Origin of the sequence: Nostoc sp. DedQUE04 (assembly GCF_034530995.1) — a bacterium.
Taxonomy (GTDB): domain Bacteria; phylum Cyanobacteriota; class Cyanobacteriia; order Cyanobacteriales; family Nostocaceae; genus Nostoc.
The window spans coordinates 154,914-171,843 of the sequence record NZ_JAVRCA010000004.1 but is presented as its reverse complement, the minus strand read 5'-3'; the positions used below and the strand labels follow the sequence as shown (position 1 = coordinate 171,843).

Genomic DNA, 16,930 nt, shown 5'->3' with positions numbered 1-16,930 from the left:
TATTTTACTATTTTCCTCCCCTAATAGACTGAGTTAATAACTCGCTCTAATAGTAAGAAAAAACTATTTTATTGATTTGTAATGGCAAATTTATCAGAGAAATCAAATCTAGGCGATGAAAATTTCAATCTAACTACTACTAGCGGCACAAATTTCTGGTTTGACCAAGGTTTTACACGGCTAGTATACTTTTTTGCTGTGATTACTGTTGCAGTACTATTGTTAATGAGTTGGGTAATTTTACACGAAGCTCTACCAGCCATTAAGCAGTTTGGAATAGGGTTTTTGTGGGGACAAGATTGGGATACAGGTAATCAGATTTTTGGTGCATTACCCTATATTTATGGAACTTTGGTAAGTAGTGCGATCGCTATTTTATTCGCTGTCCCTGTGGGAATTGCAGTAGCCTTGGTCACAAGTGAAAATTTTTTACCTACATCGCTGCGAATCACCCTAGCATTTGTTGTTGAATTAATTGCTGCAATTCCTAGTGTAATTATTGGTTTATGGGCGATTTTTGTCTTTATTCCAGTTCTAGAACCTCTACAAAAGTGGTTAGCCAGTACTTTTAAATGGATACCACTGTTTAATACAGAAGATCCTTCTGGGACTAATATGTTGACTGCTGGAATTATTCTCGCCATCATGATTTTGCCCACAATGGCAGCAATTAGTCGTGATGTCTTAATGGCTATCCCTAAAGAATTACGTTCTGCATCTATGGCTTTGGGTGGCACTCGTTGGGAAACAATTTTTCGAGTCTTGCTACCATCTGGATTTTCTGGAATAGTAAGTGCAGCAATGCTTGCTTTAGGACGAGCTTTGGGTGAAACAATGGCCGTTACTATGGTGATTGGTAACTCTGCTCAAATCAGCGCTTCTTTACTCGATCCAGCTTATACAATTCCCTCTGTATTAGCTAATGAATTTGCCGAAGCTGAACCGGGTTTGCATATAGGTGCTTTAAGCTATTTAGCATTGATTTTGTTTGGGTTGACTTTAGCTGTAAATATTGGCGCTGTCATCTTAGTGAAGTGGGTTGGCAGAAAAAATAAATAACACTATCTTATTTTTAAATTCCTACAAATACCTCAGTTAACAAGACATTTATCAATAAAAATTTGTCAAACTTATGAGTGGTTACATTCAATCAGAAAAAGATGAATCTTTGGCGGCAGAATTATGCAGTCCTCTGCCAAGAAAGCGGGTAATATTTACCTATACAATGAATGCGATCGCCTTTGGTCTTACAGGTCTAGTACTCATTCCTTTATTATCAATTTTGTGGGAAATTTTTATTCGGGGAATATCTGGACTCAAATCAGAAATGTTTGTCAAAGCAGTTATTGATAATGGCTTTGGCAATGCTATCTTGGGAACCATAATTATGGTGGTAATTGGTGCTATTTTAAGCATTCCCACAGGAATCATGACAGGAATTTTCTTAGCAGAATTTAGTCAAACTAATCCAGTTGCTAGTATTGTTCGCTTTGTCACCAGCATTCTTACAGGCGTACCTTCAATTGTTGTCGGCGTGTTTGCTTATGGTGTAATAGTTTTGGTCACTAAAGGATTTAGTGCGATCGCAGGTGGTTTTGCTTTAGCCGTAATTATGTTACCTGTAATTATACTGACAACAGAAGAATCCTTAAAACTGATTCCTACATCTCAACGCCTCGCCTCTGCTGCTTTAGGTGGAACTCGCTTCCAAACTACTTTTCGCATTGTTGTAACTACTGCAATCCCCGGAATTACTACAGGTATTTTATTAGCTGTAGCTCGTGCGGCTGGTGAAACAGCACCTTTAATTTTTACCGCTTTATTTAGTTTAGATTGGTCAGAAGGATTGTTAAGTCCTACAGCTTCTTTACCAGTATTAATTTTTAACCTTTATAACGACCCCGACCCACAAAAAAGTCAATTGGTCTGGACTACTTCTATAGTTCTACTCGGCTTAATTTTATCTGTCAGTATTCTTTCTCGCTTAGTTATTAGGCAAAGAAAAATCAAATGAGAATTATATAATATTTATCCGGGTTCCTGAATCCTATTTTTATCAATTTTTCTTTCGCACCTTGGGCAAGCATGAGTAACCTAATTCCAGCTATCAAAGTTAAAAACATCAGCTTTTACTATGGAACAACAAAAGCTATTGAAAAGGTATCAATAGATATTTATCAGAACCAAGTAACTGCAATTATTGGCCCTAGTGGTTGTGGTAAATCTACCTTCATCAAAATTCTTAATCGCATTAGCGAATTAGAAGGGCCTGTCAAAGTTGAAGGAGATGTAGAATTTTTTGGTCAGAATATTTACGATCGTCGTGTCAACATCAATCGGTTACGCCGCCAAATTGGTATGGTGTTTCAAAAACCGAATCCTTTTGGGATCAGTATTTATGAAAATGTTGCCTACGGGATGAGAATAGCAGGTAGGCATTCAAAATTAGAATTAGATGAAATTGTCGAATCTGCACTTCACAGCGCTGCTCTTTGGGATGAAGTCAAAGATAAGCTCGATAAATCAGCTTTAGGGCTTTCTGGCGGTCAGCAACAAAGATTATGTATTGCCCGTGCCTTAGCAGTCAAGCCAAAAGTTTTGCTAATGGATGAGCCTTGCTCGGCTCTTGACCCCATCGCCACCATGAAAGTTGAGGAACTACTTCATAGCTTACAGTCTGAGTTGACAATTGCGATCGTTACCCATAATATGCAGCAAGCCGCTCGCGTTTCTGATTTTACGGCTTTCTTTAGCACCGATGAAAGTCGGATTGGTCAAATGGTTGAATTTGGCGCTACAGAGCAAATATTTAACAATCCACTCGATCCTCGCACCCGCGACTACATTTCAGGGCGTTTCGGTTAAGGTACGTTCTAGCGTGACTTATTGATTTTTGTCGAGCTATCTTGTACTAAAAGATACTTATAAAGTGTAGTTGAAAAAAGTTACTAATTTATTTATAAAAATAAATTAACTCCTTACTACCCATGAGGAGTATATAATATTCGTATTTTGATTTCTACATAGCTATTTTAAATCGAACCAGACCTAATCCTTGTTCAATAGTTAAGGTGTGAAAGGTGGGTATAAAAAGTTTGTAAAAGATAAATTTTGAGGCATAACTTTAATATAAGTATCGACTAACAGTTTATCTGCTGTATAGCTACTGCATGGCTACGTAATTTCCATGAATATCTTCTTTTGGGGGTAACATAGTGAAACAGCGGCGCTAATTTGTACTACTTTACCTAGTCAGGTTTTGTTTCACACGTTTTAGGAATATGAGTAAACTAATTCCAGCCATCAGAGTCAAAAACTTCAGCTTCTCTTACGACACTCAAAAGATAGTTGAAGGCGTGTCAATGGATATTTACCAAAACAAAGTCACGGCAATTATTGGTTCTAGTGGTTGTGGGAAGTCTACTTTTCTTAAATCGTTAAATCGCATGAGTGAATTAGAGGCAGAAGTAAGGGTTGAAGGAAAAGTAGAATTTTTTGGGCAGAGTATTTATGAGCGTCGCGTTAACATCAATCGCTTACGCCGCCAAGTTAGTATGGTTTTTCCCAAGCCAAATCTTTTTCCCATGAGCGTTTACGATAATGTTGCTTATGGGGTGAAGTTAGTTGGATGGCATCCGAAAGTAGAATTAGATGGAATTGTTGAATCTGCCATCAAAGCTGCCGAACTTTGGGATGAAGTGAAAAATAAACTGCACAAATCTGCTTTAGAGCTTTCTGGCGGTCAACAGCAAAGATTATGTATTGCCCGTGCTTTAGCGGTCAAACCGAACGTTCTATTAATGGATGAGCCTTGTTCAGGTCTCGATCCTATGGGTAGTATGAAAATCGAGAATTTGATCCATAATTTGCGCTCTGAGTTAACAATTGTGATTGTTACTCACAATATGCAGCAAGTTACTCGCCTATCTGATTTTACGGCTTTCTTTCATAGTAATGAAAATCGGATTACTCAAATGGTTGAATTTGGTACTACAAATAAAATCTTTACTAACCCTGTGGATTTTCGCACCCGCGACTACATTTTCGCCCGCGTCAGTTAAAGCGTTTCACTCTAGCGATTTAGAAGTATATGACATAGTGCAAGTGGAAATTAAGATTGAATTTAATTTCTGCTTGCTTTGAGTTTTTCTTGTCTTAGGCAATGCAGACTGATATTGACAGTCTGTTTTTATACTCTATATTTAGAGGAAAGTATCTTCTCTAAACCACTTAAATCATAAAATGAAATGTCCTCGGTGCGAATCTACTTCATATCGTAAAAATGGTCGTCGGAATGACAAGCAGAATTACCTCTGCAAAAATTGTGGTAAACAATTCCTAGAATCTGCATTCTCTCGTTCCTTAGAAACTGACTTGCTTGCTAACAGCAACGGATATACTAAAGTATCTACGGCTGAAACGACGGAACTTTCTTTATTAAAAAACCTGCCCGAAGAAGAAATCACAGAAAAAAGCCTTAGCTCTTTTAGTTTGACATTAGCTGAACAACTGCTGCAAACAATATTATCGCCTAGTTGGTTAGAATCTGCTGCTTTGAGCCAATTTATCCAAAAAATTCAACCAAAAGCTGAAATAAAATATCAATTAGATACAGGAATATCACTTCTACTTTTGGATGCAGAAAACTTAAAATTAGATATTAATTCAGAATTATTTTTAGCTAGTGTCTGCAAGTATCCTCTCCAATTTAAAATGGCATTTGCTAACTGGAAAAATCCAAGTATTGGAAAGCAAGATATTGAACTATATAACCGTGGCTATCAACTTGTCCATGTGCCAGAAGGTAAGGATAGTGCTGATGCAAAAATGATTGCTTTCGGTGCTTGTATTGTACGTTCTTATCCAACCGTTAAAGAAATATTAGTCTGTTCTAGCGATGGGATTTTAAGTCACCTCTGTAATGAACTCCAAAACCAAGGATTAATTGTCTATTGGGTACGTAGACAAGGGCAAACTTTGCATATAGAAAACCGGAATACTGGCAAGTTCACTCATTATTCTTTAGCAATGGCAACAGAAGTTCCATCTTTAGAAAAAGTGGTTGAGCAAATTCAAGATTTAATTAAAAATGAACAAGATTCAATCAATACTCGATTACACAGGTTAACAACGATTACAAGTTTGTTTCAAGAAAGATCCAATATCAATAATAAATCTCATCATAAGCAACCAGAAATTGAAGAAATTACCCCGATTATAAATAATTTATCTGCACAATTAATTCAAGAAGATCCTGCGGAAATCCCTAATGAAAAAACATTAGATAAATTATTATTAAAAATTATTCAAGATATACAAACAAAGTCTCCCCAAACTCAAGTGTCTGTGTCCAAACTAGGCTCAGAGTTACGGAGAATAACTGGAGAATCTCCTAATTCAATTATTAAAAAATTAAAGTTATGTTCCAATTTTACCAAATATCTACAATCATCTCCCACGTTTACATTAAAAATGAATGGCAAGGAATATGAGGTAATGCCGCTATTCTCCGAATAGATACTTTTTAGATGTCTACGTATAACCTGAGCCTATAATTCAGTATTATGTACAAAGATGTAAAGAAATGTAAATAATACGATGCAGAATAAAGTTGTTGTTATTGTCGGAGCTACTGGTGGTATTGGTTCAGCTTTAACACAAAAACTTGCGCCTACCGGAGTCCGGTTGGTACTGGCTGCGAGAGATACAGTTCGTTTAACCACATTGGCTGCTGATTTACCAGGACAAGTTTTGACTGTTCCCACCGATATTACTGACCCACAGCAGGTAGATACTTTGATAGAAAAGACCATCGCTGAGTTTGGTCAAATTGATATTTTAGTGAATGCAGCTGGCGCTGGTATACTCAAACCCTACAACAGCCTAGAACCCGCTGATTTAGACAAGATGTTAGATGTCAACTTAAAAGGTAGCTTTTACACCACTCAGGCGGCTGCTGAAGAGATGCAAAAGCGCAAGTCTGGTCACATCTGTAATATCGTAGGAATTCTGGGCAAACATTCGATGGGGATGGCAGCGGCTTATTCGGCTTCTAAGTTTGGTGTTGTCGGTTTTAGCAAGTGCATGGCAGAAGAACTCAAGCGTTTTGGTATCAAGTTCACGCTATTCTACTTTGGTGGGGTAGATTCTCCTTTTTGGGATAACGTCAACCTAAAAGTAGACCGAAAAAAAATGCTTAGTCCTGAAACTGCTGCCAATGCGATTTTCTTTGCTCTTTCTGCCGAACCGCAGGCTGTGCCAATGGAAATTAACATTCAACCTGATAGTCATTTATTCTTTTAAAAGGGGAGTATGCTTACATAATTCTTGCTTAGGAAAGAAGTGAAAATCTAGCAAAAAAGGCAAAATTTACAGATATATAAACTGTTATGCTTGATTTTCAATATTTATGAAAATTGATCGCGTTCATTTCTATGTAGAAGACGCCAAAGTTTGGCGAGATTGGTTTGTACGCCATCTTGGTTTTCAAGCAGTGACTGACGATCGCAGCAGTTCATTTCACACTTGTACAGAAGTGGTAAAAAGTGGTACTGTTTGCTTTTTTCTGTCTTCACCACTGTTACCCACAAGTCCAGTAGCTGAATTTCTGCGTCACTATCCACCTGGTGTGGCAGATGTCGCTTTTGCTGTCGAAGATGTCGAAGGCGCGATCGCACTAGCTCAAATGCACGGTGCTACAATCCTACAACCCATCCAGGAACGCCAGGTAGGTACGGCGTTCATCAAATGTGGCAAAATTGCCGCCTGGGGTGGATTGACTCATACGTTGATAGAAAGGTCATTGGTTTTTGAGAAAGGACAAATGACTAATGACATAGACGCTTCTGCGGCTTCTTGCAGGGTAGGACAAATCACAAATGACAACACTATTACTGCCATAGATCACATAGTGCTAAACGTGGCTGTTGGTGAATTAGATCGTGCCGTCGCTTGGTACGAAAATATCTTAGATTTTCAACCCCAGCAAACATTTAAAATTAAAACCAATCACTCTGCTTTACACAGCCAGGTGATGGTTTCGCGTAACGGTAGCGTTCAATTGCCAATTAATGAACCTGCTTCCAAGAATTCTCAAATTCAGGAATTTCTAGATGTCAATCGGGGGCCAGGAATTCAACATATTGCCTTGCGGACGACTAATCTTGTGAGTGCGATCGCGAAATTTCGTGCCAGTGGTTTATCCTTACTCTCGGTTCCCCAAACCTACTACTCACAACTAAAACAGCGACCAGGACTCACGCTATCACCTCTAGAATTAGAAGCGATCGCTCAACAGGAAATTCTCGTGGACTGGCAAGAATATACTCCTTTAGACGGAGGAAATACTGCACCCTTATTACTACAAATTTTCACCCAGCCCATTTTTGAACAGCCGACATTTTTCTTTGAGTTTATTGAACGTCGTTACCAAGCTCAAGGTTTTGGCGAAGGTAATTTTCGCGCCTTATTTGAAGCCATTGAAAGCGAACAAATTAAACGCGGTACGCTGCAATGAGGTAATTGTCGATACTTTCTTAAAAATAGTTTACAAAAAACCTTTAGCTAGACTTGATACCCTCAAAAAATAGCCATACATCTGAGATAAACTTAATAAAAATTAACTTTTACCGCCGATGCTAAGACTTATTACTGACTTCGACGGCCCAATTATTGATGTTTCCGAACGGTACTACCGTGTTTATCAATTCTGCTTAGATAAAACCCGTCGCCCAGATCAAGTAGTGCAAGAACTTCCGAAAGCGGAATTTTGGCAGTTAAAGCGATCGCGTGTTCCCGAAAAACAAATCGCCTTAAATTCCGGGTTAGACGAAGCCCAAGCCCAAGAATTTGCCCAGCTGCGACGACAAACTGTGCATACAGAACCCTACTTTGACTATGACACCCTCGCGCCTGGTGCTGTGGATGCACTGCTAAAAATTCAACAAGCTGGAATTGATTTAGCAGTTATGACCATGCGCCGATTTCGGGAACTAGATTATGCCTTCCAAAAACACGATTTAGGGAGATTTTTCCCAGAAAATCGTTGTTTTTGCTTGACTAACGACTATGTAAAGACTCGTGATATTGAAGATAAACCCTTGTTAATGGCTAGGGCTTTAGAAGAACTGCCCCCCGCAGCTGATACCTGGATGGTAGGCGATACGGAAGCCGACATCACCGCTGCGAAAAATTATGGTATTAAGGTAATGGCTGTGGAATCCGGGATTCGCGATCGCACCCAATTAGAACTTTACCACCCCGACTTAATTGTTCAGGATTTTAGCGCTGCTGTAGATTTAGTTTTAAAAGCTTAACACCTTGTCTAAAAGGCTCTGTACCTGCAACATAATTCAATTAATCAGCATTCGGGTTGCAAATTAAAATAGGAGTCAGAATACCTATTCTGACTCCTGACTTTTTATCTTAGAAGAACACACATAAACCATGTCTTCTTTATCGAAACCTGCTTACGGCAGTGGTTTAACGTAGAAAACTACTAACTAACCACAACAATATAAACGTCACTACAGTAGAGAACTGATTCGTTTCCAGACTGATAAATGATATTTGTGGTAAGAGCCAGCTAGCAACTAGTCCCCCAACGATTAGGCCAATTATTAAACTGACCAGGGTGAACAAAACTGCTCGGCCAAATTTGCCTTCCTTGCGATTAAGAAAGTAAATACTAGTGCCTACGCCAACCACTAATGCTAACTGCAAAACTTGATCGCCTCCCTCTGGATAGAACAGGCTAATAGAACTCAAACCGAGAAACCAAGCTCCTGGTAAGAGTATATCGGCAGGTGTTGGCTGATCCAGCATCCGTTGCAGCCATGCGGGTGACTGCTCGCGAGGGGTTGGACTTTCTTTAGGAGGCGATGGCACTCGCAACTCTGGAAACCGTATCCGCTCAGGGACTTTGATTTTACCTTCCTGGCGCATCCGTAAGCGATCCATTAAAATCGCATCGTAAGCCGCCTCAATAACTTCTAAATGCTTGGCGTCGCCATTATGTTGATCGAATAGGCGATTACGAGCATCTTGAATTTCATCGAAGCTAGCCTCTTCTGATACCCCAAGTTTTTCGTAGGGATTTTGATCGCTCATGGGAGTTTGTTACTTCAGCCTCAATCAGCGGCAGTCTTTTATCGAATAAAAAACAATTTTAGGTTTTATTTCGATCGAAACTAAAGTCTCGACCTATTTATATGCCCTACCAGGATAGTAGCACGGGTTAGTTTGATCGACTTTGTAATTTCAACTATAGTCACTTTAACATATCGCTATAACTCCGTGTATACCCTCATGTCGTTGTCTAATTCTGGCTCTAATCTAGAATTTGAACGGAGAGTACCTAAAAGTCATGGTTTTTATGAAAAAATCAACTTTAATGTTTCAAATTTGGCAACTTACTGTGCCCTAAAAGAGTTTTTTTTTAATTATACTGAATAATCGCTTGTGGTATATATCCACATATCGATTTAAAATTGAAACGTTTTAAGTTACCAGCTAACTGGGATCGAGAAGGTGTCTTGCTATCAAGAACGGTTGCAGTTGAAGTCAGAGCGCTTATATACTGTTGGCTAACAGAAGTTTCGCCTTCTCATTGCCCACAATCCTGATTAGAGTATTTATTTTAGAATAATCGGGATTGTTATACCGTAGCCATGTAGATTCTTAGTTAGTCCTAAAGTGGCAACTGCGTTTTTACGCAACTCTCTTGTTAATCTTACGAATTTTTGTGCAAAGTAATGGTCATGGCTCCCGCCAAGATTCTTGTAGTTGACGACGACCCTGCGGTTCGGAATTTAATCCAACGCTTTTTGATTAAACAGAACTATCAGGTGGAGGCTGCCGAAGACGGAAAGACAGCCTTAAATCTATTTGAGCAATTTAACCCTGATTTGGTGATTCTAGATGTGAATTTACCAGATGTCACAGGGTTTAACCTCTGCCAAGAGATGCAAAGTCGTAATGGTGTTTTTGTTTTGATGTTGACTAGCCGTGCTGACGAAGCTGATAAAATTCGCGGCTTTGCTAAAGGTGCTGACGACTATCTCACCAAGCCTTTTGGATTAGGAGAGCTAGAAGTCAGAGTTGGAGCTATTTTGAGGCGTCAGCGAGTGATAACTACGGCCGAGCAGAAACGCTTGGTATTTGAAAAACTTATGATCGATCCAGTGCGACGGGAGGTAGCACTTAATAACCAACCAGTACCCTTAACTGCTCTGGAATTTGACTTGTTGCATTTTTTAGCTAGTCATCCAGGCCGAGTTTGGCGGCGTGCAGAGCTAATCCAAGAGGTGTGGGATTATGAATATGTCGGCGACCAGCGGGTTGTAGATGTTCATATCGGCCAAATTCGCAAGAAGATTGAAATTGATGCTAGTCAGCCAGCATTAATTCAAACTGTACGTGGCGTAGGCTATAAGTTTGAATCTGCTGCTCACCCCCAGCAGTTGGAAGGCAAGTCCTGAGTTTATAGTCTAGAGTTTTTTAACTCTTGACTGTTGACTCTTGGGGTAGTGGTTGGTGAATTTTCTTAGTTTTAGTAACAGACAAATTTAGATAATCAAAATAAGTAGATATTCCTCAAATACACGCCAAACAGTGATTTGAGATATTTATCTATCTATTTAAGATAGTAAACAGGGGAGAAAGTCCACTGGAAAATATTTCTTGGTATGTAACCGTTTTGGTAGATATAACGGTACTGAGATTGGAGTTCATAGGGTACATAGCTGTGCATTGGTAGTCAAATGAAGCTAAAATCCCATTAAAAGCCCGTTTATAGCCTCTGTCTGGAAATGCTGCCGTAAGTCAGGGAAGCGGCAGCCTCAAAATAGATATTTCCAATTGGAGACTGAGAACAAAGGTAAATTCCGCTCTATTAGCAACTACTTTTGGCAATAAAAGAAACTATTAGAACTTTTTTATGGATCGGAATCTACCGATCTTTTTTATTGTAATATTGCCGATCGCTATCAGCTGAAAATCCCGTTAATGGGGCACGGTATGCCGTGCCCCATTAATAAATAGGGGAATAAGGCCCTTTATACCAGTAGCTATGGGGTGTCTAGTAAATTAGCTGTTGCTGGTGAGTCGGTACAGGGCATTTCTACTGTGGAGTGATGGAACAAAGTTTCCAGATAGACTCGAGCAGCACGGCGATCGCTATCTCCATTTTGGAGTAAAAACAATGATAGTGCCGCCGTCAGTACTCTGTTTTCATCCCAATCGGGATGGGTTTCTAAGTAGTTTTTTAAGGATTCGTGGAGTGTTTCAGGAATTTCTGTAAAGATACTAACCGTTGATTTCATGAGATTTTCCTCCTATGAGGATAATCAAGAGGGACAAGTTGCTTGCGGTAAAGCGGTTTAGGGCTTTACACGCTCTTTCGCTATCCCGACAATCTGCGTTTACATCTAGTAGTAATATATTTTACACATTTGATGCCAGCGGTTGAACGGAATTATAAAAGCAAGCCGCATCATTGTGCGCCAAGAGGGGGTGGGTTTGTCAATGCTGCGAAATGTTAAAAACGATGGTATAAAAAATAAATGCGAACGAAAGAATCGGGATTTAAGCCGATTTTTTGTTACTTTACTTCATAAAAACTCAGTCCTTAAACTTCTTTCCTACTTGTAATCAACAATCCCCAGTTAGACAGCAAGAAGCCTATTAGCTCGTATAGCACCTGTGGAAAACTGCTAAAATCCCTGTGGAAACCCTGTGGAATCAGTGAGGAAAATAGTAACCAATGATAAGAATTACAAAAATGTCATCAAGTTATGACATTTAAACTCATGAAATTAGCTTCTCAATCTCAGTTATCATCGTGGTTGCCCTCGATACATCCCCAGGTCTGGGTTTTCGCAATTGGTAGATTTCTCTCGGAAGTTGGTACTGGCTGTACCCTGTTTTACGCCCCCATCTTTTTTGTCAATCAACTTGGTTTATCTGCAACCAGTGTTGGGGTAGCCTTGGGTAGCGCCTCGATTTCCGGCATCGTAGGGCGGATTGCGGGTGGTTCTTTGGCTGATTCTGAATATTGGGGACGCCGCCGCACTTTGTTGCTAGCGACGGCGATTTCAGCAATTGCTTCTCTAGTTTTAGCTGCAACCGATAATTTCAGTTCTTTGGTAATCGGTAGCTTGATTAGCGGTTTAGGGATAGGTTTCTATTGGCCTGCGGCTGAAGCTGTGGTTGCTGACGCTAGCCAAATTGACAATCGCCGAGAAACTTTTGCGATCGCTCGACTAGCTGATAATCTGGGGTTAGCGATCGGAATTGTGCTGGCTGGGTTTTTGATCGCGATAATTGGGAGTTATCGCTGGCTATTTGTGATTGATGCCATCTCTTTTATGGCATTTTTTGGAGTTGTCTATGTAGGGATTAATGAAACCGAACAACAGCAGATAGAGGAACCTGAAAAGACAGAACTTTTTGCTGCTTGGATGGCAGTATTAAGAGATTGGCGTTTCCTAGTCTACATCGCAGTTAATATATTTTTTACAATCTATATTTCTCAAATCCACAGCACCCTACCGCTTTACTTCAAAAATTTTGTCCTTGTCGAAAGTACCGTCAAGGGATTTACTGAAACTACCATTAGCGGACTATTTGCTTGGCATTTGGTGTTCGCAATTATTTGTCAGTTGCCTGTCACCAGCATCTTAAAACGATGCTCTCACACACTTGCACTAACTGTTTCCGCTATTTTCTGGGCAATTGGTTTTGGACTGATTTGGGTAAGCGCTACAGTCTCATCTCATCATCTGCTTTGGGTAACATTAGCATTGGGAGTATTGGCTGTGGCGATTGTTTCCTATACGCCATCTGCTGCTTCTTTAGTGACTGAGTTAGCCCCAGAAAATCAACGCGGCGTGTATTTTTCTATCAACGCTTTATGCTGGGCTGTTGGCTCTTTTATTGGTCATCCTTTGGGTGGATGGGCATTAGACCAACCACAAATTATTACTAATAGTTACTGGCTAGGCTTCATTTTGAGTGTAGCGATCGCTGTGCTAATTTTACAGTATCTCAATCGAATTTTGGCTGAGTAACATAACTCCCCACGGTAAGATGACCTGTTTTTTTACTCTATTGGCGGCGTTCTTGCAGCTTACGATACACCGAGTTTAAATCAACTTGATGGTGAGCTAGGGCAACCAAAGTATGATATAGCAAATCAGCCACTTCACCTGCGATCGCATCTGCTTCATCATCCTTAAAAGCCATTACCACCTCAGCGGTTTCCTCACCAATCTTTTTTAAAATTTTGTTATCGCCACCTGCAAATAGTTTACAAGTGTAAGAACTTTCAGTAGGATTATCGCGGCGATCGCATATTATTTGAAACAATTGTGACAATGTATCGCCTGGAGGTGCAGCAATTTTCCCTTCTATTTGGTGAAAACAACTGCGCTCTCCAGTATGGCAGGCAACATCTCCTAATTGTTCTACCCCAATGAGCAGCGCATCACTATCACAGTCATAACGGATACTTTGCACTTTTTGGATATGCCCAGAAGTCGCCCCCTTGTGCCACAATTCTTGCCGGGAACGGCTCCAAAACCAAGTTTCTTCAGTTTCTAAAGTCTTTTGTAACGACTCCTGATTCATCCACGCCATCATCAGGACAGTACCATCTAGATAGTCTTGGACAATTGCAGGCACCAGACCCCGTTCATCGTAGCGAATTTTCTCAACCGGGATAGTGTAATGCAGCGATCGCGAATCGTAAGAAGACATACCAGCTAGTTTGCTCTCATGAGAATAATTTATGGATTCACGATACCATTCAAAATAGGACAGCCGATATGTTTTTTTTGAATTAAATATCTAAAGTCAAGTCTTCACTCGACTTGCATAACATAATGTTATTTTTTTGGTTCCGCTAATTTTATAGGATAGAAATTCTAAGCAGTGTTTGACTTTATCCTAAGATAGAGCGTTTTATTGCCCACTGTTAGGAGAGAACTTTGGTAAATACCACAATTAAAACAACAAAATCACAAGAAGTCTTCGCCGCCGCTCAAAATCTCATGCCCGGAGGAGTCAGTTCTCCAGTTCGTGCTTTTAAATCTGTGGGCGGACAACCCATCGTTTTCGATCGTGTCAAAGGCGCGTATATTTGGGATGTAGATGGCAATAAATACATAGACTATGTAGGCACTTGGGGCCCAGCTATTTGTGGTCATGCTCATCCAGAAGTCATTGCAGCATTGCATGAAGCTTTAGAAAAAGGCACCAGTTTCGGCGCACCCTCAGTCCTAGAAAATATTTTGGCAGAAATGGTCATCGATGCCGTTCCTAGCATCGAAATGGTCAGATTTGTCAACTCTGGAACTGAAGCCTGTATGGGAGTTTTGCGGCTGATGCGGGCTTTCACCAACCGAGACAAAATCATTAAATTTGAAGGCTGCTACCACGGACACGCCGATACGTTTCTAGTGAAAGCGGGTTCTGGTGTTGCCACACTTGGCTTGCCAGACTCACCGGGAGTTCCTAAAGCAGCAACTAGCAGTACTCTTACTGCACCTTTCAATGACTTAGAAGCAGTCAAAGCTTTATTTGAAGAAAATCGCGACGAGATTGCTGGTGTCATTCTTGAGCCAGTCGTCGGCAATGCTGGATTTATCGCACCTGATGCTGGCTTCCTAGAAGGGTTACGGGAACTAACTCACGAATATGGAGCGTTGTTGGTATTTGATGAAGTGATGACAGGTTTCCGCATTGCTTACGGTGGCGCTCAAGAAAAATTTGGCGTCACTCCCGATTTAACAACCTTGGGTAAGGTGATTGGTGGTGGTTTGCCAGTAGGGGCTTATGGTGGTCGCCGAGATATTATGTCAATGGTTGCGCCCGCCGGCCCCGTGTATCAAGCTGGGACTCTTTCTGGTAATCCCTTGGCGATGACTGCTGGGATTAAGACTTTAGAATTGCTGCAAAAGCCAGGTACTTACGAGTCTCTTGAGCGAATTACTAAAAAGCTAGCAGATGGGTTGCTGCAAATTGCTAAAGAAACTGGTCATGCAGCTTGCGGCGGTCAAATCAGCGCCATGTTCGGCTTATTCTTTACCGCCGGCCCAGTTCATAACTACGAAGATGCGAAAAAGTCTGATACAGCCAAATTTGGACGCTTCCATCGCGGGATGTTAGAGCGTGGTGTTTATTTAGCACCCTCTCAATTTGAAGCTGGGTTTACATCTTTTGCCCACACAGAAGAAGACATTGAGCAGACTTTAGCAGTTGCACGGGATGTAATGTCTAGTCTGTAACCTTTTCAGATAAGGGATTTCCAAATAAAAGTATCCTGTTAACTCTTGTGGGGTAGGCATCTTGACCCACAAAATGGATGATTTATCGGAAGTCCCTTTTTTGAGACAGAAACAAGTGTGCGGAAGTTTTGGACTCACTTTAAAGCATTATTTGCAGAATTTTCAGCAGTTAATAGTGTTCAATCTTCTGACGCTGCTGGGGATCGAAGAAATTTTTTAACAGATTTGCTCTCTACCGTCATTACTCAAGAAAGGTCACATCTTCGTCATCATTTCGCAATAGCTTCGTCAATAGAATATGCAATATTTGGCCTACATTAAGATTCACAGTTAGTGAGGCAAGGATTAATAAATTATAGGGGGTTAAGTTCTTGGCAACTAAGAGGTGTCAAGTTTTGTGGTTCTTGTCTGAATCTCTGTTGCAAAACTTAACTTAATTACAAATTATTTTACTTGCCTTTTACAGTTCTTGAAATTCCCTTATTCCCCATAGATTACAAAAATTAATGCGTAATAAGGTTCTCACCTTTATGGTGAGGGTTGTGCTTATAGATATTAGATTATCCATCGGGTAAGGTATTTTTTCAGAGTCAGGGTTGGAGCCAACTTAAAAAAATATACTAGTCATAACTGTAGCTTGGATGGCAAGGCTTACAGAGTAGAAAAAGCTGCCATAAGTATTGTGAAAAAAAATGGTTCGACCTTGAAGGAGCTATGAAGTGGACGACAATAAGTCATTTTTTGGTCTGCAAAAAATATTAGTTACGTTGCTTGTATTGAGTGGGAGTGTGAGTGTCAGCACGATGATGCTTATTAAGTCAAGCTCTTCTAATGCTCAAAGTACAGAGAATATAAATGTAAACAATCAACCAAGCAAAGCTGGAATTCAGCAGCAGATTGAAGAACTCAAAGCGACGATGCTTAGAAGTTGGCAGCAACAAGTACAAACAAAAGGTTTTTCATATACTGTGCCACAGCGTTTTCAAGGGGCAATAGTTGATGCGGCAAAATTGACTCCCGACCAGAAAGTAATTGCGCTCACCTTTGATGATGGGCCATGGCCTGAAAGTACCGGGGAAGTACTAGATATTCTCAAAAAAAATCAGATAAAAGGGACATTTTTTCTGATTGGGCAAAACGTGAAGAATTATCCAGGCTTAGTAAAGCGGGAGATTGCTGAAGGTCACGTAATTGGTAATCACACTTGGCATCATTGGTATCAATTCTTAAATCCACAAGCAGCTGCCTATGAAATTGACCACACAGCAGACTTGATTTATCAAGTGACAGGGATTAAAACAAATTTATTTCGACCACCAGGGGGAATCATGCACAATGGGGTGGCTAGTTACGCTAGAAATAGCAAATATGCCATCATTCGCTGGTCATCTGACTCTGTAGACTACTCACGTCCTGCTGTACCAAAATTAATTAATAATGTGTTTAGGAGGGCCAAGCCAGGTGGAATTGTGCTAATGCATGATGGTGGTGGTAATCGCTCTAAAACTGTGCAAGCTTTACCAGAAATTATTGCCAACTTTCGGAAACAGGGCTATAAATTTGTTACTATTCCTGAACTTTTAGAAATGCAAGATAAAGATCAAAAGCTAACTGCAAACAAAAAAACCGTCCAAAACTAACATCTG

Annotated in this window: 14 protein-coding genes and 1 pseudogene; 12 read left to right on the top strand and 3 right to left on the bottom strand. The window is 40.3% G+C overall.

The features are described 5' to 3' along the window. Positions 1–81: 81 nt before the first annotated feature. From pstC to RM049_RS04350, 8 genes are all read left to right on the top strand, one after another. Positions 82–1,059 carry a phosphate ABC transporter permease subunit PstC gene (pstC, locus tag RM049_RS04385; protein ID WP_322703298.1) on the top strand — a complete coding sequence of 326 codons (978 nt, stop codon included), beginning with the start codon at positions 82–84 and terminating at the stop codon, positions 1,057–1,059. Positions 1,060–1,132: 73 nt separating this feature from the next. Continuing rightward, positions 1,133–2,014, top strand: a complete 882-nt coding sequence (gene pstA / locus RM049_RS04380) for a phosphate ABC transporter permease PstA (protein WP_322699040.1) — start codon at positions 1,133–1,135, stop codon at positions 2,012–2,014. Positions 2,015–2,085: 71 nt separating this feature from the next. Continuing rightward, positions 2,086–2,865: a phosphate ABC transporter ATP-binding protein PstB gene (gene pstB, locus RM049_RS04375; protein WP_322669961.1), complete on the top strand. Its 780-nt coding sequence runs from the start codon at positions 2,086–2,088 to the stop codon at positions 2,863–2,865. A gap of 416 nt (positions 2,866–3,281) precedes the next feature. Continuing rightward, entirely contained in the window at positions 3,282–4,061 is a 780-nt protein-coding gene (locus RM049_RS04370) for a phosphate ABC transporter ATP-binding protein (RefSeq protein WP_322669962.1), read from the top strand. Between the two features lie 181 nt (positions 4,062–4,242). Next, positions 4,243–5,517, top strand: a complete 1,275-nt coding sequence (locus RM049_RS04365; protein ID WP_416212611.1) for a transposase-like zinc-binding domain-containing protein — start codon at positions 4,243–4,245, stop codon at positions 5,515–5,517. Positions 5,518–5,598: 81 nt separating this feature from the next. After that, positions 5,599–6,303, top strand: a complete 705-nt coding sequence (locus RM049_RS04360; protein ID WP_322682449.1) for an SDR family oxidoreductase — start codon at positions 5,599–5,601, stop codon at positions 6,301–6,303. A gap of 106 nt (positions 6,304–6,409) precedes the next feature. Continuing rightward, on the top strand, positions 6,410–7,516 hold the full coding sequence (hppD, locus tag RM049_RS04355) for a 4-hydroxyphenylpyruvate dioxygenase (protein WP_322703296.1): 1,107 nt from the start codon (positions 6,410–6,412) through the stop codon (positions 7,514–7,516). A gap of 118 nt (positions 7,517–7,634) precedes the next feature. Beyond that, complete coding sequence (locus tag RM049_RS04350; RefSeq protein ID WP_322703295.1) at positions 7,635–8,315, top strand: HAD family hydrolase; 681 nt, start codon at positions 7,635–7,637, stop codon at positions 8,313–8,315. 166 nt (positions 8,316–8,481) lie between these two features. On the opposite strand, the gene RM049_RS04345 is transcribed toward RM049_RS04350, so the two are convergent. Then, the gene (locus RM049_RS04345) at positions 8,482–9,108 is read right to left on the bottom strand and encodes a CPP1-like family protein (RefSeq protein WP_322703294.1); all 627 of its coding nucleotides are present in this window, start codon (positions 9,106–9,108) and stop codon (positions 8,482–8,484) included. A 650-nt stretch (positions 9,109–9,758) separates the two neighbouring features. Between RM049_RS04345 and RM049_RS04340 the strand changes: the two genes are divergently transcribed. Continuing rightward, a complete protein-coding gene (locus tag RM049_RS04340; protein ID WP_194040360.1) occupies positions 9,759–10,478 on the top strand; it encodes a response regulator transcription factor in 720 nt (239 codons plus the stop codon). 651 nt (positions 10,479–11,129) lie between these two features. Here the strand turns inward: RM049_RS04340 and RM049_RS04335 are convergent. Then, positions 11,130–11,321: pseudogene (locus RM049_RS04335) on the bottom strand (DUF2811 domain-containing protein); the annotation flags it as partial. 471 nt (positions 11,322–11,792) lie between these two features. On the opposite strand from RM049_RS04335, the gene RM049_RS04330 reads away from it, so the two are divergent. Then, positions 11,793–13,067 (top strand): MFS transporter, encoded by a 1,275-nt coding sequence (locus RM049_RS04330; RefSeq protein WP_322703293.1) that lies wholly within the window; start codon positions 11,793–11,795, stop codon positions 13,065–13,067. A 37-nt stretch (positions 13,068–13,104) separates the two neighbouring features. Here RM049_RS04330 and hisIE read toward each other — a convergent pair whose 3' ends face one another. Next, entirely contained in the window at positions 13,105–13,755 is a 651-nt protein-coding gene (gene hisIE, locus RM049_RS04325; protein ID WP_322703292.1) for a bifunctional phosphoribosyl-AMP cyclohydrolase/phosphoribosyl-ATP diphosphatase HisIE, read from the bottom strand. 230 nt (positions 13,756–13,985) lie between these two features. On the opposite strand from hisIE, the gene hemL reads away from it, so the two are divergent. Next, complete coding sequence (gene hemL / locus RM049_RS04320; protein ID WP_322703291.1) at positions 13,986–15,284, top strand: glutamate-1-semialdehyde 2,1-aminomutase; 1,299 nt, start codon at positions 13,986–13,988, stop codon at positions 15,282–15,284. A gap of 719 nt (positions 15,285–16,003) precedes the next feature. Then, entirely contained in the window at positions 16,004–16,924 is a 921-nt protein-coding gene (locus RM049_RS04315; RefSeq protein ID WP_322703290.1) for a polysaccharide deacetylase family protein, read from the top strand. Positions 16,925–16,930 lie beyond the last annotated feature (6 nt).